Origin of the sequence: Azonexus hydrophilus DSM 23864 (genome assembly GCF_000429605.1) — a bacterium.
GTDB classification, from domain to species: domain Bacteria; phylum Pseudomonadota; class Gammaproteobacteria; order Burkholderiales; family Rhodocyclaceae; genus Azonexus; species Azonexus hydrophilus.
In genome coordinates, this window is sequence record NZ_KE386925.1 from 354,368 (window position 1) to 376,738 (window position 22,371).

Consider the following 22,371-nt stretch of genomic DNA (forward strand, 5'->3'; position numbering starts at 1 on the left):
CGGCCGGCGAGCAAAGCGCGTATTTTACGCGGGGAAGCGCACAGACTGCCGAATTCGCGAAAAGTGCCCGGCCGGCTTTGTGCAATCCGCCACAAACCGCCTAAAATCCGCTCCATGCCCCTGACTCCAGCCCCGGCCATCGCCGCCATCGTCCCGCCGCCCGGCACCCGCATCGACCCGCTGCTGCGCGCGTTCATCGCCGACCTGCAGGCACGCGGCCTGCGCGTGCGCGGCCTGGTCCAGGAAGCCTGCCCGGAATCCTGGGGCTGCAAGTTCAGCCTGAGCGACATCGAAACCGGCCAGCGCTACCCGATCTCGCAGAACCTCGGCAGCCAGTCCACCGCCTGCTCCCTCGACGCCGCCGGCATCGCCGACGCGACCCAGGTGATGCGCCGGATCGCCGCCGAAGGCGCCGACCTCGCCGTCTTCAACCGTTTTTCCGGGCTGGAGGCGGACGGCGAAGGCTTCGCCGACGAAATGCTGCAGGTGATGAGCCAGGGCATCCCGGTCATCACCATCGTCCAGGCCGCCAACCTGCCCGCCTGGCGCCACTTCACCGGCGGCATGGCGTGCGAACTCGGCGCGACAATCGACGAGTTCGAGCGCTGGTTCTCCCGACTCGGCGCCCGCTGAGTCCCCACGACTGCACTTTGTACGCGATGCAACATTGCGTTGTATAGTCGACAACATAGCGTAGCAAACACAACAAGCTGACGCGACGAAAACCCAGTAATAACCCGACAAACGATGGCACCAATGTTGCTATCGGAAAACATACCGTTATATACATGCATATATTTTAAAGCACCATGCACTCACCGTTACTCACGACACGACAGCCAAACAGCACGAGCGACGAAATCAACTGGCGCTTCCGCTTGCCACGCAAATGGCAGGACGCCGTCGACGCACCGCTGTATTTCCACCACTACCGCGAATACGAGATTGATGCCCAACGAACCGTGGGCTACGACGAAGACGACCGCCCCTGCTTCATCGCCCACGAAGTGATCCTGACCCGCCTGAGCAGCGATGACGATGAGGAGTTCTACGAAACCGTCAGCTACGCCGAAAGCATGAATGCTTGGCGCCTGCACGACGACCGCTGGCTGGTCTTGCGCAGCACGCAACCCACACCCTGCACCCGCAACGGAGTCTTCTATGCGATCCATCAGGACATGCCGCGCTGAGCGCGAGCCCACGCTACGCCTGGGCGAATTGCGTCGCAGTCTTGGAATATCACAGGTTGAATTGGCCGCACGCATGGGCATCAGCCAGCCGCACATTGCCAAGCTCGAACAACAAGAAGACATGCACCTATCAACCCTGCGCCGCTACCTGGAAGGCGCAGGCGGCCAACTCAGGCTGTTTGTCGAGAAATCGGGAAAGTTGCACGAAATTGCGCTCCCCGAAACAAGCCACGCCACGAAAACCAATTTCAACCAACACAACAGGGAAATGTCATGCCCACCAGCCTACCTTCCACCCTTCGCCTGACCGCCATCAGCGCCGCCCTGCTTACCGCCGCCGCGCCATCGATCGCCGACTCGACAGCGTTCGAACTGGGCGCCATTCAGGTCAGCGCACGCAAGACGCAACTCGGGGAAATCGGCGAGGAGCAAACTTCATCACTGCTCACCCAAGAAGAGATTTCGCGCTTCAACCGGCAGGACGTCGGCGAAGCGGTCAATCTTCTGTCCGGCGTCAGCATTGCCTTCAGCGGCGCCCGCAATGAAAAGACCATCAATATCCGGGGCTTCGATTCCCGCCAGACGCCACTCTTCATCGACGGCATCCCGGTTTACGTCCCCTACGACGGAAACGTCGATATCAGCCGCTTCACCACCGCCGACCTGGCTGCAATCCAGGTTGCCAAGGGCTTCAGTTCGGTATCGTATGGCCCCAACGCCATGGGCGGCGCAATCAACCTGATCTCGCGCAAGCCGCGCGATCGCTTTGAAGGCGATATCAAACTGGGGCTGGCCGAAGGCAATGAACGCCAGGCCGCAATCAACGTCGGCTCGAACCAGGGCCTCTGGTACGTACAGGCCGGCGTTTCCTATCTTGACAGCGATTATTTCCGGATGTCCTCGGATTATCAGCCGACCATCCGTGAAGACGGCGGACATCGTGAAAACGCCTACCGCAAGGACCGGAAACTCTCTCTGAAACTCGGACTCACCCCCAACACCACCGACGAATACGCGCTCAGTTACTACAAACAGGAAGGCGAAAAAGGACAACCTCCCTCCACCGATCCGACGGTCAACCGTTTCTGGCAATGGCCCTATTGGGACAAGGAAAGTCTGTATTTTGTCTCACGTACCGCCGTAACCGGGTACGAAACCGTCAAATTCCGCCTGTTTCAGGACGAGTTCGACAACGAGTTGAACATGTTTACCAACGGCACCTACACGACCCTGACCAACCCGCTGAGCGGCGTCAGCGTGTACAAGGACAAGACCTGGGGCGGCTCGTTCGAACTGTCCTCCAGCCGCCTGGAGAACAACGAAATCAAGTTCGTCACCCATTACAAGGTAGACAAGCACGAGGGCAGCAACGCGGTCGGCACGGTGGACGAAAGTTTCCGCGACAGCCTGCTGTCGCTGGCACTTGAAAACAACTACTGGCTGCGCAGTGACTTGATGCTTTCGCTGGGCGTATCCCAGCACAGCCTGACCGCCAACAAGGTTTACAAGAGCGGTGCCACCCTGACCAAGCCGGACAGGATGTCGGCAACCAACGGCCAGGCCGGCATCTTCTACGACTACAGCGAAAACACCCGCCTTTACGCCACCGTCGCCCAGAAAACCCGTCTGCCAACGTTGAAAGATCGATTCTCGCTGCGCTTCACCACCTACATCGAAAACCCCAACCTGCAACCCGAGGAATCGGTGAATTACGAAATCGGCTACCAAGGCAGCCCATGGCCGGGCGCCAAGGCGGAAGCGGCGGTTTTCCACAGCCAGATCGACGACAAGATCCAGACCGTTTATCAACCGGGAGCCACAACCTGCACGGCTGGCAATCGCTGCCAGATGCAAAACGTCGGCGAGGTACGTTCAACCGGCATCGAACTCGGCCTGCGTTCACCGGTCACGCGCTGGCTCGAACTTGGCGGCAACATCACCTGGATCGAGATGAAGAACCTCAGCGATCCAGCCAGCAAACTGACGAATGTTCCCCACCGCAAGACCAATGCTTACGCCGTCATCCGCCCTTTCGACAAACTGGAAATCATTCCCTTCGTCGAATCGGAGAGCAATCGCTGGGCATCCAACACAGTCCGCATTGGCAGACATACGACGTTCAACCTGAAGGCAGCCTACCACCCAACCAAGGCGCTGACCGTAGAGGCCGGCGTCAACAATCTCGGCGACAAGAATTATTCGCTATCCGATGGTTATCCGAGCCCGGGACGAAGCTGGTTCGCCAACGCCAGCTACCGGTTCTGAGGGAAAACGTCATGAATAAACGCCGCGCCTTTCTGAAATCCGGCCTTGCCCTGACCGTCGCCGCGATCAGCGGCAAGCCAGCCTGGTCCGCGCCGCAGACGGTCAATGTGGTCACCGGCTATCCCGACGAATTCGTCTCCCGGGTCGAAGCCGCCTTCGAGAAGGCCCACCCGGAATACCGCCTGCGCGTCATCTGGCGTATGCCGGCCGACGCCGCGCCCTACCTGCGGCAACCCGGGCACGGCGGCGCCGATGTTTACTGGTCGGCTTCGCCGCGCACCTTCGCCCGCCTGGCCAGCGAAGGCATCTGGCGCAAGCTGCCGGCAGACCGCCGCCACCTGCCGCCCCATATCGGCAAAGTGGCTCTGGGCGACACCGCTGGCTACTACACAGCCACCGAAGTGGCCGGCTTCGGTTTCGCCGTCTCGCCGGATGCGCTGGCCAAACGTGGCATTGCCCCGCCCCGCGACTGGCCGGACCTGGCCGATCCCCGGCTGGCTGGTCTGATTGCCCTGCCGGTACCAGCGCGGGTCGGCTTCGCCCCACCGCTGATCGACATCGTCCTCCAGGGCTGGGGTTGGGATGCCGGCTGGGCACTGTGGAGCGAGATCACCGCCAACGCCGTGCTGATCGACCGTGGCTCGACCTTCGTCACCGACGAAATCGTCGCCGGCCGAAGCACGGTCGGCGTCTCCATCGACTTCTTCGTCAATGCCGCCATCGCCAACGGCGCCAAGCTGGATTTCATCTACCCGGCCCACACCGGCCTCAACCCGGCCCATATCGCTGTCACCCGCGACAGCACCAACCCGGATGGCGCAGCCGCCTTCGTCAATTTCATTCTTTCGCCGGCCGGCCAGCGCCTGCTCGCCCACCCGGACATCCGCCGGCTACCGGTACGCCCGGATGTCTACGCCGAACTGCCGGCGACTTACTACAACCCCTTTGCCGCCGCAGCGGCCGGTGGCTTGCAGTTCGACAGCGACGCCGCCCGACCGCGCCTGGCAACGCTGGCCGCCGCCTTCCAGCAGATGCTGATCGAACCGCATGCCGAACTCGGTGAACTGTGGCGCCGCCTGCGCCGCGCGGAGGCGGCCGGCAAGGCGACGACGCCGATCCGCGCGCTGCTTTGCCGGCCACCGCTGAGCGAAGCCGAGGCGAACACAGCAGAATTGCAGCGACAGATCGGGCTACGCATCGAAGGTGGCCCAGAAGCAGCGCCGAGCGCAACAGAAATTGTCTGGCAGAAGCAATGCACAAAAAACCGACGGCACGCCCGGCAAGCCCTGGAGGCGATCAAGGCATGAGAATTTCCCTGCTGCTTGCCGGCGCCATGTTCACCCTGCCCGCCTTGGCACAAGAGCCGGTACCCGACCGCGACCTGCTTACCCGCCCCTTGCCCGGATTGAATGCCAAGGAGCTTGAACGCTTCATGCTAGGCCGCAGCCTGTTCCGCCAAAGCTGGGTAATCGCCCCCGCCAGCGACACTACGGTGGACGGCCTGGGCCCCCTGTACAACCGCCTGGCCTGCATTTCCTGCCACCCGAAGAACGGTCGCGGCGGCGCCCCGAGCGGCCCGCACGAGAAGATGCAGTCGATGCTGGTCCGCCTCTCGGTACCGGGCACGCCGCCGCGTCCGCACCCGGTCTATGGCGACCAGTTGAACGAGGAAGGCATCCCCGGCGTTCCCGGCGAAGGCCGGGCCGAGGTCCATTGGCAGGAGAAGGAGGTTCGCCTGGCCGACGGTCACCTCGTCCGCCTGCGCTTTCCCGAAATCCGCTTCGTCGAACTGGCCTACGGGGAAATCGGCCCGGTTCTGGTGTCGCCCCGGGTTGGCCCGCATGTCGCCGGGCTCGGCCTGCTCGACGCAGTCGATGCCCGGACGCTGACAGCAATGGCTCGCGCGGCCAAACCCGACGGCGTGACCGGCAAGATGAACCGGATCGGCCGACAGGCCGGGCGCTTCGGCCTCAAGGCCAATACCGCCGACCTGCGCGGCCAGATTGCCGGCGCCTTTCACGGCGACATGAGCATCACCTCACCGCTGTTCCCGGACGAAAACTGCACGCCCGCACAAAGCGCCTGCAAGCAGGCACCCAATGGCGGCAAACCGGAACTGAGCGCACGCCAGCTTGACGACATCACTTTCTATGTCGCCCATCTGGCGCCGCCGCCCCGACGCAACAGCGAGGCCCCAGCGGTGAAGCGCGGCGAGCTTCTGTTCGCCGGCTTCGGCTGCGCCGTCTGCCACCAGCCGACATTGCAGACTGGCAACAGCCCGCACCGCCTACTCCGCAAGCGCAGCTTTTCGCCCTACACCGACCTGCTGGTGCACGACATGGGCCCCGGCCTCGCAGACCATCGCCCCGACCACGCGGCCACCGGCAGCGAATGGCGGACGGCGCCGCTGTGGGGTATCGGCGCCCTTGCCGCGATCAACGAAAAGGTCGGTTTCCTGCACGACGGCCGGGCGCGGACGCTGGAGGAAGCCATTCTCTGGCACGGCGGCGAAGCTGAAGCAGCCCGCCGGCGTTACGGCCAGGCAGATGCTGCCAGCCGCCGCGACCTGATCGAGTTCCTGAATTCCCTTTGAACCACAAGAAAGGACCTGCCATGTGCAAGCAAGACCCGCAACGCGAAGCCCCGCCCCTCGAAATCTCCCGCGGCGCCGCCATGGCCCATGGCTGTTGTGGCGGCTTCCGGCCGCCGCAACAGATGGCGACGGTGATCCCCATCGAAACGCTGCGCCACGACTGCCGGGGCGATTGTAAGAAAGAGGACGGCAGTGAGCGACAACCGGACTGAAACCCCGACGCCGCTATTCGCGTTCTCCCTGCGCAAGCCGCTGGCTTTTGCCGGCGGCGAATCCATGCTCAACATCCGGCTCGACCTGCCCGCCGGCCAGTGGCTGGCGCTGCAAGGTGCGTCCGGGGCGGGCAAGACCAGCTTGCTGCGTCTGCTGGCCGGGCTGGAAACGCCAAGCGCTGGCCATATCCGCCTGGGCGATGCGATCTGGCTGGACAGCGAGCGCGGCTTGAGCTTGCCGACTTGCCAGCGTCAGATCGGCCTGGTGTTCCAGGAACACGCCCTGTTTCCGCACATGAGCGCCCGCCGCCAACTCGATTTTGCCCGCCGCCCCGGCCAAGCCGCACCGTCGACCGACGAGCTACTGGCGCTGGTTGGGCTCAACCAACTGGCCGAGCGCTACCCGGCAGCCCTGTCGGGAGGACAGAAGCAACGGCTGGCGCTAGCCCGCACCCTGGCTTCAGCACCACGCGTGCTGCTGCTTGACGAACCCCTGTCGGCGCTCGACCCGGCACTGCGCCGCTCAATGCAGGCCTTGCTGCAGCAGATCCGGGACAGTCGTCTGGTCGACTGCGCCATCCTGGTCACCCACGATCTTGGCGAGGCCCGCCATCTGGCCGACCGCATCGTGCGCGTGCATAACGGGCGCATCCACGGCGACCGTCTGAACCATCCCAGCATTCATCCACCCTTGCCATTCCACCAGGAGTCACCATGCATCTTGCCCGCCGCCTGTTTCTGATTCTCGGCCTGCTCGCCGCGCTACCGGCCTTCGCCGACACCCTGCTGATCGCCGCCGGGGCCGGCTACAAACGCCCGGTCGCCGAACTGTGCGCGGCCTTCGAAAAAAAGTCCGGCATCCGCGTCGAGCAGATGTACGGCAACATGGGCAACATCGTCGCCCAGGTCAGACAGAGCGGGGAAATCGCCATCGTTTTCGGCGACCACGCCTATCTGAGCAAGGTCGACAACGTCGATTTCGCCAATTACCTGCCGCTCGGCGCCGGTCGTCTGGTAGTCGCCTGGCCGACCAGCGGCAAGCTGGACAAGCCGGATGCGCTGGCCGAGGCACGCTTTGCCCGGATCGCCCTGCCCAATCCGAAAGCCGCCATCTACGGCATCGCCGCCAGCGAATTCCTTGAACGCAGCAAACTCGCCGATGCACTCAAGGATCGGCTGCAGGTGGTCGCCACCGTGCCGCAGGTTTCCGCCTACCTGATCAGCGGCGAGATCGACGCCGGTTTCACCAACCTCACCGAAGCCCTGGCCATCGCGCCGAAGATCGGCGGTTACCGGGAAATCGACGCCAGCCTGTACACGCCGATCCGCATCGTTGGCGGCATCGTCCAGGCACACGCGCAGTCGCCGGCGGCGCAGGCGCTCAGCCGTTTCATCGCCAGCCCGGAAGCACGCGCCATTCTCGACAAGCACGGACTCTGAACCTTGTCCGCACTGAGCGCCCTGCTGGCCAGCGCCGACGCCCGGCAAATGCTCTGGCTGACCGCCCAGGTCGCACTCGCCAGCAGCCTGCTGCACGCCCTGTTCGGACTGGCCATCGGCTACGCTTTGTCTCGCCCTAGCTGGCGCGGGCGCGCCCTGGTCGACATCGCCGTCACCCTGCCGCTGGTCTTTCCACCGATGGCCACCGGCTTTCTCCTGCTCTTGCTGTTCGGGCGTCACGGGCCGCTGGGCCAGCCGCTGCGCGAAAGTTTCGGGATCGAACTGGTGTTTTCCTTCCCCGGCCTGGTCCTCGCCGCCTTCATTGCCGGCCTACCGCTGGCAGTGAAACCGATTCAGTCGGCCTTCGAGAACCTGCCGAAAATCCTGGCCGAGGCGGCGCGCACACTGGGCAAAAACGAGTGGCAGATTTTCTGGCACATCCTCCTGCCCAACATCCGCAACGCCCTCATCGGCGGTCTGGTCCTCGCCCTCGGCCGCTCGCTCGGCGAGGTCGGCATCACCCTGATGCTCGGCGGCAACATCGAGGGCCGCACGGTGACCGCCTCGCTCGACATCTACAACGCGGTGATCACCGGCGATTTCGAACGGGCCGGCGCGGTCTCACTACTGCTCGGGATGGTCACCACCGCGCTGTTCGTGATCCTGCGCCGGCAAAGCCGGGCGCCGCTGGGCTGGTGATCACGCACCCGCAGAATGAAGCTATCTGGGACGGTATAATGGTTGCACGCACCAAACCACTCGGGAGCCATGAACCATGCTGTTGCACGAGTTACATGCCCAAAAAAACCTCATTACTGCCCTGGGTCGCCAGTACGGTGCCAGGCACATTCGCGTGTTCGGATCGGTAGCACGCGGCGAAGAAGGCCCCGACAGCGACGTCGATTTTCTAGTCGAGTTTGATCCGGGCTACGACCTCTTCGCCCAGCGTCTCCCCTTGACCAGAGAACTGTCGGAGCTTCTGGGAAGACCAGTCGACCTGTTACCGGAACACGAACTGAGCCGCCACCTGCGCGAGGACATCCTCAAGGAAGCCGTCGAGCTATGAACAGGCCGTGGCAACCTCACGCCCACCACATCCTCGACGCCATCGCCAAGATTCGCCGCATTCAGGTGCGCGGCGATCTGACTCAGGACGACATCCTCTACGATGCCGCTCTGCGCAATCTGCAGACACTCTCCGAATCCACCCAGCACCTGCCCGATCAACTCAAAGCCGCCTGGCCGGACATTCCCTGGCGTGACATCAGCGGCTTCCGCAACATCCTGGTGCACAACTATCTCGGCGAAATCGACCCAATAACCGTCGCCGCCGTCATTGATCGGCACCTTGAAATGCTGGAAACCAGCATTCGGGCGATGCTTGCGAACGACGGCTGAGCAGGTACTGAATCTGCTTGATCAGGCCGGCACGCCAAGAATGACGTGGCTGGCTTTGATCAGGGCAGTGGCAGGCTCACCGACCTTGAGCCCAAGTTCGAGCACGGCTTCGTTGGTGACCACCGAATGGACCACGGTTCCACCGGCCAGGGTGATCGCGACTTCGGTATTCACCGCCCCCTTGGTCAGCGCGCTGACCTTGCCGGCCAACTGGTTACGCGCCGAGAAGTGGACATCGGGCTGACCGGACAGCAACATCACCCACGGCGCCTTGACGTAGGCAACGGCTTCCCCACCGACCGCCAGGCCCAGCGATTTGACGCTGGCTTCTGTCACGATTGCGACAATTTTGTCGCCCCCCGACAGGGTGAGCTCGACCTCGGCATTGACAGCACCGTCGGTAAGGGCGGTGATTTTTCCTTTGAAAACATTACGTGCGCTGACATTCATGGCGTTCTCCTGACAATTGGGTTCAACTGGCCCGCTTTTCGCTATATACAAAAACAATCAACGAGCGATTGACGGCTTGCCGACAATTTAATCGCTAACAGCGTATAGCATCAACCATAGCGCCAATGAAATTTTCCGGTAAACTCGAACTCGTTATATAAACAAGGAAACAACCGAATGAATCAAGCCATGCCCCGCCTGCGCAGCAAACTTGAATTCGACGGCCCTTTCGGCACCTTCCTCGGCGACACGCGCATCCGCCTGCTCGAAGCCATCGATAGCCATGGCTCGATCTCGCAGGCAGCAAAAGCCGTACCGCTGTCCTACAAGGCCGCCTGGGACGCCGTCGATGCGATGAACAATCTGGCCGAACAGCCGCTGGTGCTGCGCTCAACCGGCGGCAAGCACGGTGGCGGCACGCTGCTGACTGATTATGGACGCAAGGTGATCGCCCTCTACCGGGCGCTCGAGGCCGAATACCAGGCGGCACTCGACCGCCTGACGGCGAGCATGAACGACGGCCAGGCCAACGACTTCCAGCAGTTCAGCCAGTTGCTCAAACGCATGTCGATGAAGACCAGCGCCCGCAACCAGTTTGCCGGGCGCATCGTCGGCCTGCGCGAGGGCCATGTCGATTACGAGGTGCGCATCAAGCTCGACGACGAAAACGAACTGGTCGCGGTTATCACCGGTGAATCGGCGGAGAACCTGGGCCTGAGCATCGGCATGGAAATCAACGCGCTGGTCAAATCCTCGTCGGTGCTGCTGCTCAACGACCCGGCTGTGAAAACCACGGCGCGCAATCACCTGTGGGGCGAGATCACCCGCATCCACGAAGGGCCGGTGAATTCCGAAGTCACGCTGGCCATGAAGACGGGCAAATCGGTGTGCGCCGTGGTCACCCACGACAGCGTCGACAAGCTCGGCCTCGCCGTCGGCGAACAGGCCTGCGCCGTGTTCAAGGCCTCGTCCGTCATCCTCTGCAAGTACGCCTGACCCCTTTTCATCTCATCCAACCCAGGAGATCCCCCATGAAGCGCTTGTCCGTACTCTTCACCGCCTTGCTGGTTGCCGCCGGCCTTCACGCCGCCGAAGTCCAGGTTGCCGTCGCCGCCAACTTCACCGCACCGATGCAGCAGATTGCCGCCGAATTCGAAAAGGAGACCGGGCACGTCGCCAAGCTTTCCTTTGGCGCCACCGGCAAGTTTTACGCCCAGATCACCAATGGCGCGCCCTTCGGGCTGTTTCTTGCTGCCGATGACGCCACCCCCGCAAAACTGGAGCAAGAGGGACATGCGGTCGCCGGCAGCCGTTTCACCTATGCCGTCGGCACGCTGGTTTTGTGGTCATCGAAACCCAATTTTGTCGATGCTAAAGGAGAGGTCCTGAAGTCCGGTCAATTCAACAAGGTCTCGATTGCCAATCCGAAAACCGCACCCTACGGCGCCGCTGCGGTCGAGACGCTGAAGAAGCTGAATCTGCTCGACGCAGTGCAACCCAAGTTCGTCCAGGGCGAAAACATTTCGCAGACGCTGCAATTCGTCTCTACCGGCAACGCCGACCTGGGTTTTGTCGCGCTTTCGCAGGTTTTCCAGGATGGCAAGATCACCAACGGTTCCGCCTGGATCGTCCCTGCGGAAATGCATGATCCGATTCTTCAAGATGTGGTCATTTTGAAGCGGGGCGAGAACAATCCGGCAGTGAGCGCACTGCATGCCTACCTCAAGGGTGACAAGGCGCGCGCCATCATCCAGCGCTTCGGCTACGGTATCCGCTGAATCGATAGGCGACGGCAATGAGATTCAAACACCTCAAAGGCTTTACCGCAGGTGCCGGCATCGGCTCACTCGGCGGCATGATCGGCCTGGGTGGTGCCGAGTTTCGCTTGCCGCTACTGGTCGCTTACTTCAGGATTCCCACTTTACAGGCCATCATCCTGAACAAAGCATGTAGCCTGATTGTCGTTGCCGTCGCCATTTTCTCCCGGCAGGCCAGCATTTCCTGGACACAAATCTGGCCCCAAAATCATATTGTGCTCAATCTGCTCATCGGCAGCCTTGTCGGCGCCTGGTGGGCGGCGGGCAAGGCCATCAAACTATCGCCAGCAACACTCAATCGAGTGGTTTTCGTACTTCTTGCCGGCCTAGGATGCGTGATGCTCGCCGAGGCCAGTTTCCCGTTTGAAAATGGCGGTGGTGCAAACTGGTTTGCCAACAGCTACTGGCTAACCATGGCTGGCGTGCTCGCCGGCCTGGTCATCGGCATGGTTGCCGCGCTACTCGGCGTGGCTGGCGGGGAATTGCTGATTCCGACAATCGTCCTGCTCTACGGCGTGGATATCAAACTGGCAGGCAGCCTTTCGCTGCTCGTCAGCCTGCCGACCATGCTTGCCGGCTTCCTTCGTTACCGCAGCTCTGGCGATTTTTCGGTGTTGCGGGATGAAAGACACTTATTCTTTTCTCTTACCGCTGGATCAATTCTCGGCGCCATTCTGGGCGGACTCATCTTGGGGTGGATAGATGAACGCTTGCTGATGTTCGGCCTGGCCACCCTGTTATTGCTCTCCGCCTGGAAGACCTTTCACCACGCACGCAACACACAAACATGCTGACCGATACCGACCTCCAGGCCATCTGGCTGACTGTCCGCCTGGCCGCACTCACCACTTTCATACTATTTTTCATCGGCACGCCGATCGCCTGGTGGTTGGCGCGCACGCGTTCCTGGTGGAAAGGGCCTTTCGGCGCCGTTGTCGCCTTGCCGCTGGTATTGCCGCCATCGGTACTGGGTTTCTACCTGCTGCTGGCGATGGGACCGAACGGGCCGGTAGGGCAATTCACTCAGTCGCTCGGCTGGGGAACGCTGCCATTCACCTTCTGGGGCTTGGTCGTTGCCTCGGTCTTCTACTCCCTGCCGTTCATGGTTCAGCCATTGCAGAACGCCTTCGAGGCCATTGGAGAACGACCGCTGGAGGTTGCCGCAACCCTGCGCGCCTCGCCGTTCGACACCTTCTTCTCAGTCGTGCTGCCACTGGCACGACCGGGCTTTGTCACTGCCGGCATCCTGAGTTTCGCCCATACCGTGGGCGAATTCGGCGTCGTACTGATGATCGGCGGCAACATCCCCGGCGTGACCCGGGTTGCGTCGGTACAGATTTACGATCATGTCGAAGCGATGGAATATGCCGATGCCCACCGTCTGTCAGCCGTCATGCTGGCCTTCTCCTTCGCGGTGCTTCTAGGCATGTACATGCGTCGCAACACCCCACGCAAAGAGGCTTGAGATGGAATCCATAGAAGCACGCTTCAAGCTGGACTGGCCGGGATTTTCCCTGGATGTCGATATCAGGTTGCCGGGACGCGGCGTGACCGCGCTGTTCGGTCACTCCGGCTCGGGCAAGACAACCTTGCTGCGTTGTCTTGCCGGCCTGGAAAACCCCTCCTGCGGTCGACTCGTGTTCAAGGGCAAAATCTGGCAGGACGATAACACCTGGCTGCCCACACACCACCGGCCAATTGGCTACGTCTTCCAGGAAGCCAGCCTGTTTCCACACCTCTCGGTGCTCGGCAACCTGCACTACGGCCAGAAACGCAGCGGCAGCGCCAGCCGGGTGAGCCTGGACACGGCCATCGAACTGCTCGGCATCGGCCACCTGCTAGGCCGCAAACCGGACAGCCTCTCCGGCGGCGAACGCCAGCGCGTCGGCATGGCCCGGGCGCTGGCCGTCGGCCCGGAGATCCTGCTGATGGACGAGCCGCTGGCAGCGCTCGATCTGAAGCGCAAAAAGGAAATTCTGCCCTACCTCGAACGCCTGCACGACGAACTCGACATTCCGGTCATTTACGTCAGCCATTCTCCCGACGAAGTCGCCCGCCTGGCCGACCACATCGTCGCCATGGACGGCGGGCGCGTGGTCGCCCACGGACCGCTCGGCGAAACCCTGGCCCGCCTCGACCTGCCCATCCGCCTCGGCGAGGACGCCGGCGTGGTGCTCGACGCGACGATCGGCGAGATCGATGCGCAATGGCATCTGGCCCGTGTCGACTTTCCCGGCGGCAACCTGTGGACCCGCGACCACGACCTGCCGGTCGGCCGCAAGGTGCGCGTGCGCGTGCTTGCCCGCGATGTCAGCCTGACCCTCGACGACCCCGGCCGCAGCAGCATCCAGAACGTCCATCCGGCGGTGGTCGAGGCCGTTGCCGACGACGATCACCCAGCCAACCGGCTGGTCCGCGTCACCCTCGGCGAAACCCGCCTGCTGTCGCGCCTGACGCGGCGCGCGGTCGAACAACTGGGCATCGTCCCCGGGCTGCCGGTACGCGTGCAAGTCAAATCCGTGGCCCTGATGGAGTGACGATGAATCCCTACACCCTGCCCGACCACGAACTCGAACGCCTGCTCGGCGAGGATGTGCCGGCCGGCGACGCCACCACCTTCGCCCTCGACATCGGCCAACGACCGGGACGGATCGTCTTCCGCGCCCGCCACACGATGACTGTTTGTGGCAGCGAGGAAGCGCTGCGCCTGGGCGAATTGCGCGGCCTCTCCCGGATCGGCGAATTGACGGCGAGCGGCACCGCACTGCAGCCGGGCGAGACGATACTTTCCCTGGCCGGCGAGGCCGCCGCCCTGCACGCGGTATGGAAGACCGCGCAAACGCTGATGGAGTATCTCTCCGGAATCGCCTCTGCCACCGCCGACATCGTCGCCGCCGCCCGCTCGGGCCATTCAGACTGCGCGGTGGTGTGCACGCGCAAGAATTTCCCGGGCACCAAGGCCGCCACCGTCAAGGCCGTCCTCGCCGGCGGCGCCAGCCCGCACCGCCTGAGCCTGTCGGAAACCCTGCTGGTTTTCGCCGAACATCGCGCCTTCCTCGACGAAAGTCCTGCCACCACGCTCGCCCGCCTGCGCCGCCGCTGGCCGGAACGCAGCATCGTGGTCGAGGTCGCCGACGAAAACGAGGCGCTGGCCTGGGCCGGCGCCGACATCCTGCAACTGGAGAAATGGCCGGTCGACGCCGTCGCCGACCTCCATGCCCGCCTTCCGGAAACCCGCCTGGCTGCGGCCGGCGGCGTCAACGCCGGCAACGCTGCCGCCTATGCGCGTGCCGGCGCCGCCATCCTGGTCACCAGCGCGCCCTACTTCGCCGGCCCGCGCGACGTGGCAGTGAGCATCAGCGCCGACTAGCCGGCGCCGTTTTCCCGGCTGGCGCGCGCCGCCATGATTTCCGGCAGCTTGAATTCGATCCAGTCGGCCAGCGCCTCGACCTTCTGCGCCAGTTCCTCGCCCAGCGGCGTCAGACTGTACTCGACGTGCGGCGGCACCACCGGATGCGCGATGCGCGCGACGAAACCGTCGGCTTCCAGCCACTGCAGGGTTTGCGCCAGCATCTTCTCGCTGATCCCGCCGACCTTGCGGCGCAGATCGCTGAAACGCTGCGTGCCGTCGCGCAAGGCCACCAGCAGCAGGACACCCCAGCGGCTGGTGACGTGCTTGAGCACTTCGCGTGACGGACACTGTTCGGCGAAAACGTTGCCGCGCCGCATCAATTCGGCCAGCGTGGCAGGCGGTTCGGGGGAAATCCGATCGTTCATTTAACACTTACCTTTTCGTGCGTACTTACTATTCGTAAGTATAAACATTATCCTGCGCTTCCCCATCACGAAATCAAGAAAGGAAGTCCCATGATCGTCGTCACCGGCGCTACCGGCCAACTCGGCCAACTCGTCATCGAGCACCTGCTCAAGCGCGTTCCCGCCAGCGAAATCGCCGCTGCGGTGCGCAATCCGGACAAGGCCGGCACTCTGGCGGCGCGCGGCATCACTGTGCGCGAGGCCGATTACGACCGGCCAGAAACGCTGGCCCGCAGCTTCGCCGCCGGCGACAAGGTGTTGCTGATCTCATCCAGCGAAATCGGCCGCCGCCTGCCCCAGCACCAGGCGGTCATCGACGCCGCCCGCCGCGCCAATGTCGGTCTGCTCGCCTACACCAGCCTGCTCCACGCCGATACTTCACCGCTGCCCCTGGCCGCCGAACACAAGGCGACCGAGGCCGCGCTGCAGGCTTCCGGCCTGCCGGTCACGATCTTGCGCAACGGCTGGTATACCGAGAATTATCTGGCCGGCATCGACGCCATCCTCGCCCACGGCGCCGTGCTCGGTTGTGCCAGCGACGGCCGCATCGCCTCGGCCGCGCGCAACGACTACGCCGAAGCCGCAGCCGTGGTGATGAGCGGCAGCGGTCACGCCGGCAAGATCTACGAACTGGCTGGCGACCAGGCTTACACGCTCGCCGGTCTGGCCGGCGAAATCGCCGCCCAGGCGGGTCGGCCGATTGCCTTCCACAACCTGCCGCAAGCCGAATACCGGTCAGTGCTGGTCCAGGCCGGCCTGCCCGAAGGCCTGGCCGACCTGCTCGCCGAATCCGACACCGGCGCCGCTCAGGACGGCTTGTTCGACGACAGCCGGCAACTGGGCAAGCTGATCGACCGGCCGACCACCCCGCTGGCCGACTCGGTGCGCAGCGCGCTGGGCAAAAGCTGAGCGGCGATTCCGGGTGCGAAACTTGCATGCGTATGTGATTTCCTGTCTGGTTCACGACACTCATGAAAATCGCCATCGCCACCCGGAATTTCAATGAAGTCAGCGGCCACGCCGGCCAGTGCCGGCAGTGGCTGCTCTACGACCTGTCGCAGCACCGCTCCAGCCAGTTGCTGCCTGCCCCGGGCCTGGTCGACCTGGCCAAGGACGAAGTGCTGCACGTGTTCACCGACGACCGGCCGCACCCGCTGGACGGCATCGACATCGCCGTGGTCGCCAGCGCCGGCGACGGTTTCATCCGCCACATGAAGCTGCGCGGCTGCGAGGTACTGGTCACCGGCGAAACCGACCCGGCGGTGGCCATCACCCGCATCCTGGCCGGCGAAGCGCTGTCCGATCCGCGCTTCGACATCAGCACCTCGCTGTGCAAGTTGCGCGACCTCTTCTCGCGCTTCTGAAACTCAGTCGATCAGTTCGATCTGGCCGCTGACGTTGGTCGTCAGCAGGCTTTCGCCGGCTTCCAGCGGGGCCGGCATGGCTTCGGCCATCATCACCTTGGCGGCGCGGAACACCGGCATGGGCATGGCACCGCCCTGTTGCGAAACCGACAACTGCTTGATCTTCCATTTCTTGCCCAGCGCGCCGGCAATGACCTCGGCACGGCTCTGGAAAGCCTTGATCGCATCGCGTGTTGCTTCGTCCTCGACCTGGCGACGGGTTTCCGGCGACGGCATCTGGCTGACCTGAGCCACCGCCAGCCGGCGTTGCTGCAGTTCGCCGAGCAGTTCGGAGACGGCACCCAGGTCGCGCGATTCGATGACCAGCTCGCTGCGCATGCGCCAGCTTTCGATTTTCTGATCGCGACCATAGACCGGGTAGGTCGACTGGTTGCCGGATTTGACCGTCACCCCGGCCTTGCCGCGAATCAGTTGCAGCCCGCCGGCGATCTCCTGATTGACGCGACGCGCCAGATCGGCCGGATTGCTGCCCTGGACCTCGCTGTAGACGACCGCGCGGACCTGGTCGTTGACGGCCGGCCGCGCCGCTTCGGCGGCCAGATCGACCGTCGTAGCCGCCTGGACACCGAGCGCCAGCAGCCCGCCGAGGAAAACCACTGCCTTGATTGCCTTCATGAGTCGTTGCTCCAATTATTGACAGGGGAATCTTATCTGCCGCCGGAGGGCGTCGCCACGGGAAATCAGTAAAAATATGTTTCCCCGGGAGAAACTGGATAGCTGATTTTTGCTTGTATCGGACTTCGCCTTTTGTAATACTTTGCCTCCCATGATCAACGTGCTTCAACTCAACCGCGTGCCAAACCAGGAAGATACTCCGGTGGAAGGAGCTCGCCGCGTCATCAACGGCGAAGAGCGTGTCTATTACGACGGTTACTGGATCAAGGCGTACAAGGTGCCGGCGGATACGCTGGAAGCCAAGAAGCGCCTGATCGACGCGCTGACCCGCCGCCTGTTCAACCATACCGAACACGGCCTGAACATTCCCGGCACCCGACTGGCCGAGGCAAGAAGCGCGTTTGAAGCGGAAACCGACCCGGCTCGCCGGCGCGTCAAGGGCGCCATGCTGGCCGGCGCACTGTTCAACCGCGCCGCCGACATCTTCCGCAAGCTGGTCGAACTCCAGGCCTGCGGCATCGAGATCCTCAGCGACAACCCGCTGATGCGCGAATGCGGCCGGTGCCTGCTCGAAGCCATGGAACTCGGTCGCAACGTGCTGCACCGCAGCGGCGAGGAAGGCATCGACGAACTGTGGGGCGAGCCGTTCCGCGCCTTCTCGATTCCGCTGGAAGATTTCTACGAGAGCCGCTACATCAAGATCGGTCAGACGATGCGCGACATCGACCTGATCGCCCGCTGCATGATCACCAACCTGGCTCAGTTGCCGGCGTTCGCCGGCGCCGAGTCGGCCATCGTCGATCTGGCCAATGCCGCCAAGATCAAGACCGAAACGCTGCGTACCGATCCGGACATTTTCGACGTCTGGGCCATCATGGTCACCGCCGGCGAGCGCCTGGACAACCTGACGCCGCTACCGGTAGCCACCGGCAGCGAAACCGTCCACCACGATACGGCGGAAGGCCTGCAACTGTTCCGCCAGGGGCGCGACCTGATTTTCTACATCACCCGCGCGCGCACGCCGATGCCCAAGAGCACCCGCGAATTCATCTCGCGTTGCGAGGCCTACCGGGCGACCGGCCATGCCCCCCTGGCCTTCTTCCGCCAGGACTGAAATCCCGCCTCAGTTGGCCTCGTGCCGGTTGCGACCGGATTCCTTGGCCTTGTAGAGCAGGTCGTCGGCCATGCGGAACACCTGATGCACGGGGCCGCTGGCGGGCGCCATGCAGGTGGCACCGACCGATACCGTCACCTTGCCCCATTCGGCATTCCACTCGTGGCGGATGCTCAATGCGGCAATCGCCTCGACGACCGCAAGCGCGATGCCCACATGCACCCCGGGTGCCGCATCGGGAATGATCAGCGAAAATTCTTCGCCGCCGTAGCGCGCGGCAAACAATCCGGGGGCCATCTGGTCCTGGTTGGCCTGCTCGGCAACCTTTTCGAGGCAGGCGGCAACCGCACACAGACATTCGTCGCCGGCCTGATGGCCGTAGTGATCGTTGAAACTCTTGAAATTGTCGACATCGACCATCAGCAGGCTGAACGGCTTGCCCTGCTGAACAGCCATTTCCCACAGGTGATCGACGCGCATGTCCATCGCCCGTCGGTTGAGCAGGCCGGTCAGACCGTCGCGATTGGCCTGATCCTGCAATTTCCCGTTGGCCAGCGCCAGACGCGAGCGCAGCGCGGCAATCCGGGACATCGCCTTCATCTTGGCCTGGAGCACGCTTTCCGGCGAACTCTTGGAAATGAAGTCATCGCCACCCGCCTCGATGGCGGTCACCAGATTGGTGTCGCTGTCGGTGGCGGTAACGAAGATGATCGGCGTCCAGGCCCAGGGCTCATGCCCTTCCAGCGAGCGGATGCGGGTGGTGGTCTCGAAACCGTTCATGCCCGGCATCTCGATATCCATCAGGATCAGATCGAAACGCTCGGCCTGGAACAGGTCAATGGCCGTTTGACCATTGATGGCATGCTTGACCTCGTGCCCGAAGGATTCGAGGCGAGCGGTCGTGACCATCGCAATGGCGCGCGAATCGTCGACCAGAAGTATTTTCATTGATTGAGCCTGCTACGGATTACAGGTGACAGGATACCTCTTCAAGTGAAGCATGGATAGCACGAAAGTCATACCTGTTAGATTGAGTAATACTTTCGGTACCAATTAACAAAGGTATTTACGCCGTCCTTGATGGCGGTTGCCGGTGCAAATCCAACCCAGTTGTCGAGCAAAGCGGTATCCGCATAGGTTGCCGGCACGTCGCCGGGCTGCATCGGCAGATAGATCTTCTCGGCCGGCTTGCCGATGGCGCTTTCCAGCGCGCCGATGAAATCCATCAGCGGCACTGGATCGCTATTGCCGATGTTGAATACGCGGTACGGGGCATTGCTGGTCGCCGGATCGGCGGTCAGCGGATCGTAGCCCGCATTGACTTCGGCATTGCGGTCCATGGCCCGGATCACCCCTTCGACGATGTCGTCGATATAGGTGAAGTCCCGCTTCATGTCGCCATGGTTGAAGACCTTGATCGGCTCCCCCTTGAGAATGGCACCGGCAAACAGGAAAGGCGCCATGTCCGGCCGGCCCCACGGACCATAGACGGTGAAGAAGCGCAGGCCCGTCGTCGGCAGCCGGTAGAGGTGGCTGTAGGTGTGCGCCATCAACTCGTTGGCCTTCTTGGTCGCTGCATACAGGCTGACCGGGTGGTCAACGCTGTCGTGTTCCGAGAACGGCATTTTGGCGTTGCCGCCGTACACGCTGGAACTCGAGGCATAGACCAGGTGCTGCACGGCGTTGTGGCGGCAGCCTTCCAGGATATTCACGAAGCCGACCAGATTGCTGTCGGCGTAGGCGTGCGGGTTGGTAATGGAGTAGCGCACACCGGCCTGGGCGGCCAGGTGAATGACCTTGTCGAACTTTTCATCGGCGAAGAGTTGGGCAATGACCGGACGGTCGGCGATATCCATCCTGACGAAGCGGAAACCCGGCTTGTCAGCGAGCTGAGCCAGCCGCGCTTCCTTGAGGCTGACTTCGTAGTAGTCGTTGAGGTTGTCGATGCCGACCACCTCGTCTCCGCGTTCCAGAAGGCGCAACGCGGTGTGCATGCCGATGAAACCGGCAGCGCCGGTGACGAGGATTTTCATGGTTCAGTCTCCGCCGAACAGGTCACGGGTGTAGACCTTGGCCGCCACATCGGCTAGGTCATCGGTGTTGCGGTTGGCAATGATGATATCGGCTTCCTGCTTGAAGGCGGCAATGTCCTTGACCACCCGCGAACGGAAGAACTCGCTCTCGACAAGATTCGGTTCGTAGATGATGACTTCGATGCCCTTGGCCTTGAGCCGCTTCATGATCCCCTGGATGCTCGACGCCCGGAAGTTGTCCGAGCCGGCTTTCATCACCAGTCGATAGACGCCGACCACCTTGGGGTTCTTGCGGATGATGTCGCTGGCGATGAAGTCCTTGCGCGTCGTGTTCGATTCGACAATCGCGTGGATCAGGTTCTGCGGCACTTCGCGGTAGTTGGCCAGCAGTTGCTTGGTGTCCTTGGGCAGGCAGTAGCCGCCGTAACCGAAGCTGGGGTTGTTGTAGTGGCTGCCGATGCGCGGATCGAGGCAGACGCCTTCGATGATCTGCCGGGTGTCCAGCCCGTGCGTGGCGGCGTAGGTGTCGAGCTCGTTGAAGTAGGCCACGCGCATCGCCAGGTAGGTATTGGAGAACAGCTTCACCGCTTCGGCTTCGGTGCTGTCGGTGTAAAGCACCGGGATGTCCTGCTTGATCGCGCCTTGCTGGAGCAAGCCGGCAAAGGTCCGGGCGCGTTCGCTCTTGTCGCCGACGATGATGCGCGACGGGTGCAGGTTGTCGTACAGCGCCCGGCCCTCGCGCAGGAATTCCGGCGAGAAGATCAGATTCACCGGCTTGCCGGTGGCAATCCCGAAGGCTTCGCGCACCTTGGCGGTGTAGCCCACCGGAACCGTCGATTTGATGACCATCGTCGCTTCCGGATTGATCGCCAGCACATCGCGGATGACGGCTTCAACCGAAGCGGTGTTGAAGTAGTTGGTTTCCGGGTCGTAGTCCGTCGGCGTGGCGATGATGACGAAGTCGGCACCGGCAAAGGCTTCGTTCTTGTCCAGCGTGGCTTTCAGATTCAGCGACTTGTTCGCCAGGTAGTCCTCGATCTCGACATCGACAATCGGCGATTGCCGGCGATTGAGCATCTCGACCTTCTCGGGAAGGATGTCGAGCGCAATCACTTCGTTATGCTGCGCCAGGAGGATGGCGTTGGAGAGTCCGACGTAGCCGGTTCCGGCAATGGCGATTTTCATAGGTCAAGTCAGTGGCGCGCCCGGAGGGACTCGAACCCCCGACCTGCCGCTTAGAAGGCGGCTGCTCTATCCAGTTGAGCTACGGGCGCTGGATGTGGCGCAAAGGAAAATGGTCGGGGCGGTGGGATTCGAACTCACGACCCTCTGCTCCCAAAGCAGATGCGCTACCAGACTGCGCTACGCCCCGACGAAGGTGCGCATTGTATCAGTGCCAATCGCGGCACGCCAGCACCATGGCGCATTACGGCGGTTTAGAACATTGTCACATTGCGCTGCAGCATGTCTTTTCCTTGCCTGGGTGCTGGCTTTCTGATATTTAATCGCTTTTTTGGTCTATGGAAGCGTCCACAAAATGGCAGAAGACTTGCTCCACAAACATTTCGCTCCTTACCAGCCGAAGGCTGACGAGGAGTACATGAGCAACAAGCAGCTCGCCCATTTCCGGAAGATTCTGGAAACGCTCAAGCAGGAACTGAGTGAGGATATCGACCGCACGGTGCATACCATGCAGGACGAGGCGACCGTGTTTGCCGACCCGAACGACCGGGCCAGCCAGGAAACGGACATCGCCATCGAACTGCGCAACCGTGACCGCGAACGCAAGCTGATCAAGAAGATCGACGAAACTCTGGGCCGCATCGAAGCCGGCGACTATGGCTTCTGCGACAAGTGCGGCGTGGAAATCGGCATCAAGCGCCTGGAAGCCCGCCCGACGGCGACACTGTGCATCGACTGCAAGACGCTGGACGAACTCAAGGAAAAGCAAATGGCGAAGTAATCGCCCATTGCTTTCAGCGCAGACTTACCTTCAGGTTAGTC

Annotated in this window: 28 protein-coding genes and 2 tRNA genes; 22 read left to right on the top strand and 8 right to left on the bottom strand. The window is 62.6% G+C overall.

Annotation, left to right across the window (positions count from 1 at the left end; translation table 11 throughout):
- Nucleotides 1-114: 114 nt before the first annotated feature.
- From G471_RS17655 to G471_RS0113055, 12 genes are all read left to right on the top strand, one after another.
- Nucleotides 115-633, top strand: coding sequence for a DUF2478 domain-containing protein (locus G471_RS17655; RefSeq protein ID WP_043421611.1), 519 nt, complete (start codon nt 115-117; stop codon nt 631-633).
- Nucleotides 634-878: 245 nt separating this feature from the next.
- Nucleotides 879-1,190: a hypothetical protein gene (locus tag G471_RS19185; RefSeq protein WP_051295480.1), complete on the top strand. Its 312-nt coding sequence runs from the start codon at nt 879-881 to the stop codon at nt 1,188-1,190.
- Entirely contained in the window at nt 1,162-1,497 is a 336-nt protein-coding gene (locus G471_RS18880; RefSeq protein WP_043421613.1) for a helix-turn-helix domain-containing protein, read from the top strand. The genes G471_RS19185 and G471_RS18880 overlap by 29 nt, the downstream gene beginning before the upstream one ends.
- A complete protein-coding gene (locus G471_RS0113015) occupies nt 1,464-3,455 on the top strand; it encodes a TonB-dependent receptor plug domain-containing protein (RefSeq protein ID WP_028995725.1) in 1,992 nt (663 codons plus the stop codon). Before G471_RS18880 ends, G471_RS0113015 begins: the two co-directional genes overlap by 34 nt.
- A gap of 11 nt (nt 3,456-3,466) precedes the next feature.
- Nucleotides 3,467-4,762, top strand: a complete 1,296-nt coding sequence (locus tag G471_RS0113020) for an ABC transporter substrate-binding protein (RefSeq protein WP_081700269.1) — start codon at nt 3,467-3,469, stop codon at nt 4,760-4,762.
- Nucleotides 4,759-6,048, top strand: a complete 1,290-nt coding sequence (locus tag G471_RS0113025) for a di-heme oxidoreductase family protein (RefSeq protein WP_028995727.1) — start codon at nt 4,759-4,761, stop codon at nt 6,046-6,048. Before G471_RS0113020 ends, G471_RS0113025 begins: the two co-directional genes overlap by 4 nt.
- A 20-nt stretch (nt 6,049-6,068) precedes the next feature.
- A complete protein-coding gene (locus tag G471_RS0113030) occupies nt 6,069-6,260 on the top strand; it encodes a hypothetical protein (protein WP_028995728.1) in 192 nt (63 codons plus the stop codon).
- A complete protein-coding gene (locus G471_RS17670) occupies nt 6,241-7,002 on the top strand; it encodes an ATP-binding cassette domain-containing protein (RefSeq protein ID WP_051295482.1) in 762 nt (253 codons plus the stop codon). Before G471_RS0113030 ends, G471_RS17670 begins: the two co-directional genes overlap by 20 nt.
- Complete coding sequence (gene modA, locus G471_RS0113040) at nt 6,975-7,700, top strand: molybdate ABC transporter substrate-binding protein (RefSeq protein ID WP_028995729.1); 726 nt, start codon at nt 6,975-6,977, stop codon at nt 7,698-7,700. The genes G471_RS17670 and modA (G471_RS0113040) overlap by 28 nt, the downstream gene beginning before the upstream one ends.
- A gap of 3 nt (nt 7,701-7,703) precedes the next feature.
- Complete coding sequence (gene modB, locus G471_RS0113045) at nt 7,704-8,399, top strand: molybdate ABC transporter permease subunit (protein WP_043421616.1); 696 nt, start codon at nt 7,704-7,706, stop codon at nt 8,397-8,399.
- Between the two features lie 76 nt (nt 8,400-8,475).
- Nucleotides 8,476-8,766 carry a nucleotidyltransferase family protein gene (locus G471_RS0113050; RefSeq protein ID WP_028995731.1) on the top strand — a complete coding sequence of 97 codons (291 nt, stop codon included), beginning with the start codon at nt 8,476-8,478 and terminating at the stop codon, nt 8,764-8,766.
- Nucleotides 8,763-9,098, top strand: coding sequence for a HepT-like ribonuclease domain-containing protein (locus G471_RS0113055; protein WP_028995732.1), 336 nt, complete (start codon nt 8,763-8,765; stop codon nt 9,096-9,098). The genes G471_RS0113050 and G471_RS0113055 overlap by 4 nt, the downstream gene beginning before the upstream one ends.
- A 21-nt stretch (nt 9,099-9,119) precedes the next feature.
- Here G471_RS0113055 and G471_RS0113060 read toward each other — a convergent pair whose 3' ends face one another.
- Nucleotides 9,120-9,548: a TOBE domain-containing protein gene (locus G471_RS0113060; RefSeq protein WP_028995733.1), complete on the bottom strand. Its 429-nt coding sequence runs from the start codon at nt 9,546-9,548 to the stop codon at nt 9,120-9,122.
- 177 nt (nt 9,549-9,725) lie between these two features.
- Between G471_RS0113060 and G471_RS0113065 the strand changes: the two genes are divergently transcribed.
- Genes G471_RS0113065 through modD form a run of 6 tightly spaced genes read left to right on the top strand, consistent with a single transcriptional unit; the run spans nt 9,726 to nt 14,735 of the window.
- Nucleotides 9,726-10,544, top strand: a complete 819-nt coding sequence (locus tag G471_RS0113065) for a TOBE domain-containing protein (RefSeq protein WP_028995734.1) — start codon at nt 9,726-9,728, stop codon at nt 10,542-10,544.
- 35 nt (nt 10,545-10,579) lie between these two features.
- Nucleotides 10,580-11,326, top strand: coding sequence for a molybdate ABC transporter substrate-binding protein (modA, locus tag G471_RS0113070; RefSeq protein WP_028995735.1), 747 nt, complete (start codon nt 10,580-10,582; stop codon nt 11,324-11,326).
- A gap of 17 nt (nt 11,327-11,343) precedes the next feature.
- A complete protein-coding gene (locus G471_RS0113075) occupies nt 11,344-12,159 on the top strand; it encodes a sulfite exporter TauE/SafE family protein (protein WP_028995736.1) in 816 nt (271 codons plus the stop codon).
- Nucleotides 12,153-12,830 (top strand): molybdate ABC transporter permease subunit, encoded by a 678-nt coding sequence (gene modB, locus G471_RS0113080; RefSeq protein ID WP_028995737.1) that lies wholly within the window; start codon nt 12,153-12,155, stop codon nt 12,828-12,830. Before G471_RS0113075 ends, modB (G471_RS0113080) begins: the two co-directional genes overlap by 7 nt.
- A 1-nt stretch (nt 12,831) precedes the next feature.
- Nucleotides 12,832-13,902, top strand: coding sequence for a molybdenum ABC transporter ATP-binding protein (modC, locus tag G471_RS0113085; protein WP_028995738.1), 1,071 nt, complete (start codon nt 12,832-12,834; stop codon nt 13,900-13,902).
- A gap of 2 nt (nt 13,903-13,904) precedes the next feature.
- Entirely contained in the window at nt 13,905-14,735 is an 831-nt protein-coding gene (modD, locus tag G471_RS0113090; RefSeq protein WP_028995739.1) for a ModD protein, read from the top strand.
- Here the strand turns inward: modD and G471_RS0113095 are convergent.
- A complete protein-coding gene (locus tag G471_RS0113095) occupies nt 14,732-15,142 on the bottom strand; it encodes a winged helix-turn-helix transcriptional regulator (RefSeq protein ID WP_028995740.1) in 411 nt (136 codons plus the stop codon). The two genes, modD and G471_RS0113095, sit on opposite strands and share 4 nt — an antisense overlap.
- A 90-nt stretch (nt 15,143-15,232) precedes the next feature.
- On the opposite strand from G471_RS0113095, the gene G471_RS0113100 reads away from it, so the two are divergent.
- Nucleotides 15,233-16,090 (top strand): SDR family oxidoreductase, encoded by an 858-nt coding sequence (locus G471_RS0113100; protein WP_028995741.1) that lies wholly within the window; start codon nt 15,233-15,235, stop codon nt 16,088-16,090.
- 62 nt (nt 16,091-16,152) lie between these two features.
- Nucleotides 16,153-16,545, top strand: coding sequence for a NifB/NifX family molybdenum-iron cluster-binding protein (locus G471_RS0113105; protein ID WP_028995742.1), 393 nt, complete (start codon nt 16,153-16,155; stop codon nt 16,543-16,545).
- Nucleotides 16,546-16,548: 3 nt separating this feature from the next.
- Here the strand turns inward: G471_RS0113105 and G471_RS0113110 are convergent, their stop codons facing one another.
- The gene (locus tag G471_RS0113110; protein WP_043421618.1) at nt 16,549-17,220 is read right to left on the bottom strand and encodes an SIMPL domain-containing protein; all 672 of its coding nucleotides are present in this window, start codon (nt 17,218-17,220) and stop codon (nt 16,549-16,551) included.
- 151 nt (nt 17,221-17,371) lie between these two features.
- On the opposite strand from G471_RS0113110, the gene G471_RS0113115 reads away from it, so the two are divergent.
- Nucleotides 17,372-18,334 (top strand): hypothetical protein, encoded by a 963-nt coding sequence (locus G471_RS0113115; protein WP_028995744.1) that lies wholly within the window; start codon nt 17,372-17,374, stop codon nt 18,332-18,334.
- A gap of 9 nt (nt 18,335-18,343) precedes the next feature.
- On the opposite strand, the gene G471_RS0113120 is transcribed toward G471_RS0113115, so the two are convergent.
- The 5 genes from G471_RS0113120 to G471_RS0113140 form a co-directional block, all read right to left on the bottom strand.
- A complete protein-coding gene (locus G471_RS0113120) occupies nt 18,344-19,282 on the bottom strand; it encodes a GGDEF domain-containing response regulator (protein ID WP_028995745.1) in 939 nt (312 codons plus the stop codon).
- Between the two features lie 77 nt (nt 19,283-19,359).
- Nucleotides 19,360-20,367 (bottom strand): NAD-dependent epimerase, encoded by a 1,008-nt coding sequence (locus tag G471_RS0113125; RefSeq protein WP_028995746.1) that lies wholly within the window; start codon nt 20,365-20,367, stop codon nt 19,360-19,362.
- Nucleotides 20,368-20,370: 3 nt separating this feature from the next.
- Nucleotides 20,371-21,552, bottom strand: a complete 1,182-nt coding sequence (locus G471_RS0113130) for a nucleotide sugar dehydrogenase (protein ID WP_028995747.1) — start codon at nt 21,550-21,552, stop codon at nt 20,371-20,373.
- A 12-nt stretch (nt 21,553-21,564) separates the two neighbouring features.
- Nucleotides 21,565-21,641, bottom strand: a tRNA-Arg gene (locus G471_RS0113135).
- Between the two features lie 21 nt (nt 21,642-21,662).
- Nucleotides 21,663-21,739 (bottom strand) — tRNA-Pro (locus G471_RS0113140).
- Between the two features lie 165 nt (nt 21,740-21,904).
- Here G471_RS0113140 and dksA point away from each other — a divergent pair.
- Complete coding sequence (dksA, locus tag G471_RS0113145) at nt 21,905-22,330, top strand: RNA polymerase-binding protein DksA (RefSeq protein ID WP_028995748.1); 426 nt, start codon at nt 21,905-21,907, stop codon at nt 22,328-22,330.
- The last annotated feature ends 41 nt before the right edge of the window (nt 22,331-22,371 follow it).

Bases quoted from the DNA above. Each gene is read 5' to 3' on its own strand.
- G471_RS0113050 (WP_028995731.1), top strand. From the start codon at position 8,476: ATGCTGTTGCACGAGTTACATGCCCAAAAAAACCTCATTACTGCCCTG.
- G471_RS0113115 (WP_028995744.1), top strand. From the start codon at position 17,372: ATGATCAACGTGCTTCAACTCAACCGCGTGCCAAACCAGGAAGATACT.
- G471_RS0113030 (WP_028995728.1), top strand. From the start codon at position 6,069: ATGTGCAAGCAAGACCCGCAACGCGAAGCCCCGCCCCTCGAAATCTCC.
- G471_RS0113065 (WP_028995734.1), top strand. From the start codon at position 9,726: ATGAATCAAGCCATGCCCCGCCTGCGCAGCAAACTTGAATTCGACGGC.
- G471_RS0113020 (WP_081700269.1), top strand. From the start codon at position 3,467: ATGAATAAACGCCGCGCCTTTCTGAAATCCGGCCTTGCCCTGACCGTC.
- modA (WP_028995735.1), top strand. From the start codon at position 10,580: ATGAAGCGCTTGTCCGTACTCTTCACCGCCTTGCTGGTTGCCGCCGGC.
- G471_RS18880 (WP_043421613.1), top strand. From the start codon at position 1,162: ATGCGATCCATCAGGACATGCCGCGCTGAGCGCGAGCCCACGCTACGC.
- G471_RS0113100 (WP_028995741.1), top strand. From the start codon at position 15,233: ATGATCGTCGTCACCGGCGCTACCGGCCAACTCGGCCAACTCGTCATC.
- G471_RS0113120 (WP_028995745.1), bottom strand. From the start codon at position 19,282: ATGAAAATACTTCTGGTCGACGATTCGCGCGCCATTGCGATGGTCACG.
- G471_RS17655 (WP_043421611.1), top strand. From the start codon at position 115: ATGCCCCTGACTCCAGCCCCGGCCATCGCCGCCATCGTCCCGCCGCCC.
- G471_RS0113110 (WP_043421618.1), bottom strand. From the start codon at position 17,220: ATGAAGGCAATCAAGGCAGTGGTTTTCCTCGGCGGGCTGCTGGCGCTC.
- G471_RS0113095 (WP_028995740.1), bottom strand. From the start codon at position 15,142: ATGAACGATCGGATTTCCCCCGAACCGCCTGCCACGCTGGCCGAATTG.
- G471_RS0113125 (WP_028995746.1), bottom strand. From the start codon at position 20,367: ATGAAAATCCTCGTCACCGGCGCTGCCGGTTTCATCGGCATGCACACC.
- G471_RS0113055 (WP_028995732.1), top strand. From the start codon at position 8,763: ATGAACAGGCCGTGGCAACCTCACGCCCACCACATCCTCGACGCCATC.
- G471_RS0113025 (WP_028995727.1), top strand. From the start codon at position 4,759: ATGAGAATTTCCCTGCTGCTTGCCGGCGCCATGTTCACCCTGCCCGCC.
- dksA (WP_028995748.1), top strand. From the start codon at position 21,905: ATGGCAGAAGACTTGCTCCACAAACATTTCGCTCCTTACCAGCCGAAG.
- modC (WP_028995738.1), top strand. From the start codon at position 12,832: ATGGAATCCATAGAAGCACGCTTCAAGCTGGACTGGCCGGGATTTTCC.
- G471_RS0113060 (WP_028995733.1), bottom strand. From the start codon at position 9,548: ATGAATGTCAGCGCACGTAATGTTTTCAAAGGAAAAATCACCGCCCTT.
- G471_RS0113105 (WP_028995742.1), top strand. From the start codon at position 16,153: ATGAAAATCGCCATCGCCACCCGGAATTTCAATGAAGTCAGCGGCCAC.
- modB (WP_028995737.1), top strand. From the start codon at position 12,153: ATGCTGACCGATACCGACCTCCAGGCCATCTGGCTGACTGTCCGCCTG.
- modD (WP_028995739.1), top strand. From the start codon at position 13,905: ATGAATCCCTACACCCTGCCCGACCACGAACTCGAACGCCTGCTCGGC.
- G471_RS0113130 (WP_028995747.1), bottom strand. From the start codon at position 21,552: ATGAAAATCGCCATTGCCGGAACCGGCTACGTCGGACTCTCCAACGCC.
- modA (WP_028995729.1), top strand. From the start codon at position 6,975: ATGCATCTTGCCCGCCGCCTGTTTCTGATTCTCGGCCTGCTCGCCGCG.
- G471_RS0113015 (WP_028995725.1), top strand. From the start codon at position 1,464: ATGCCCACCAGCCTACCTTCCACCCTTCGCCTGACCGCCATCAGCGCC.
- G471_RS0113075 (WP_028995736.1), top strand. From the start codon at position 11,344: ATGAGATTCAAACACCTCAAAGGCTTTACCGCAGGTGCCGGCATCGGC.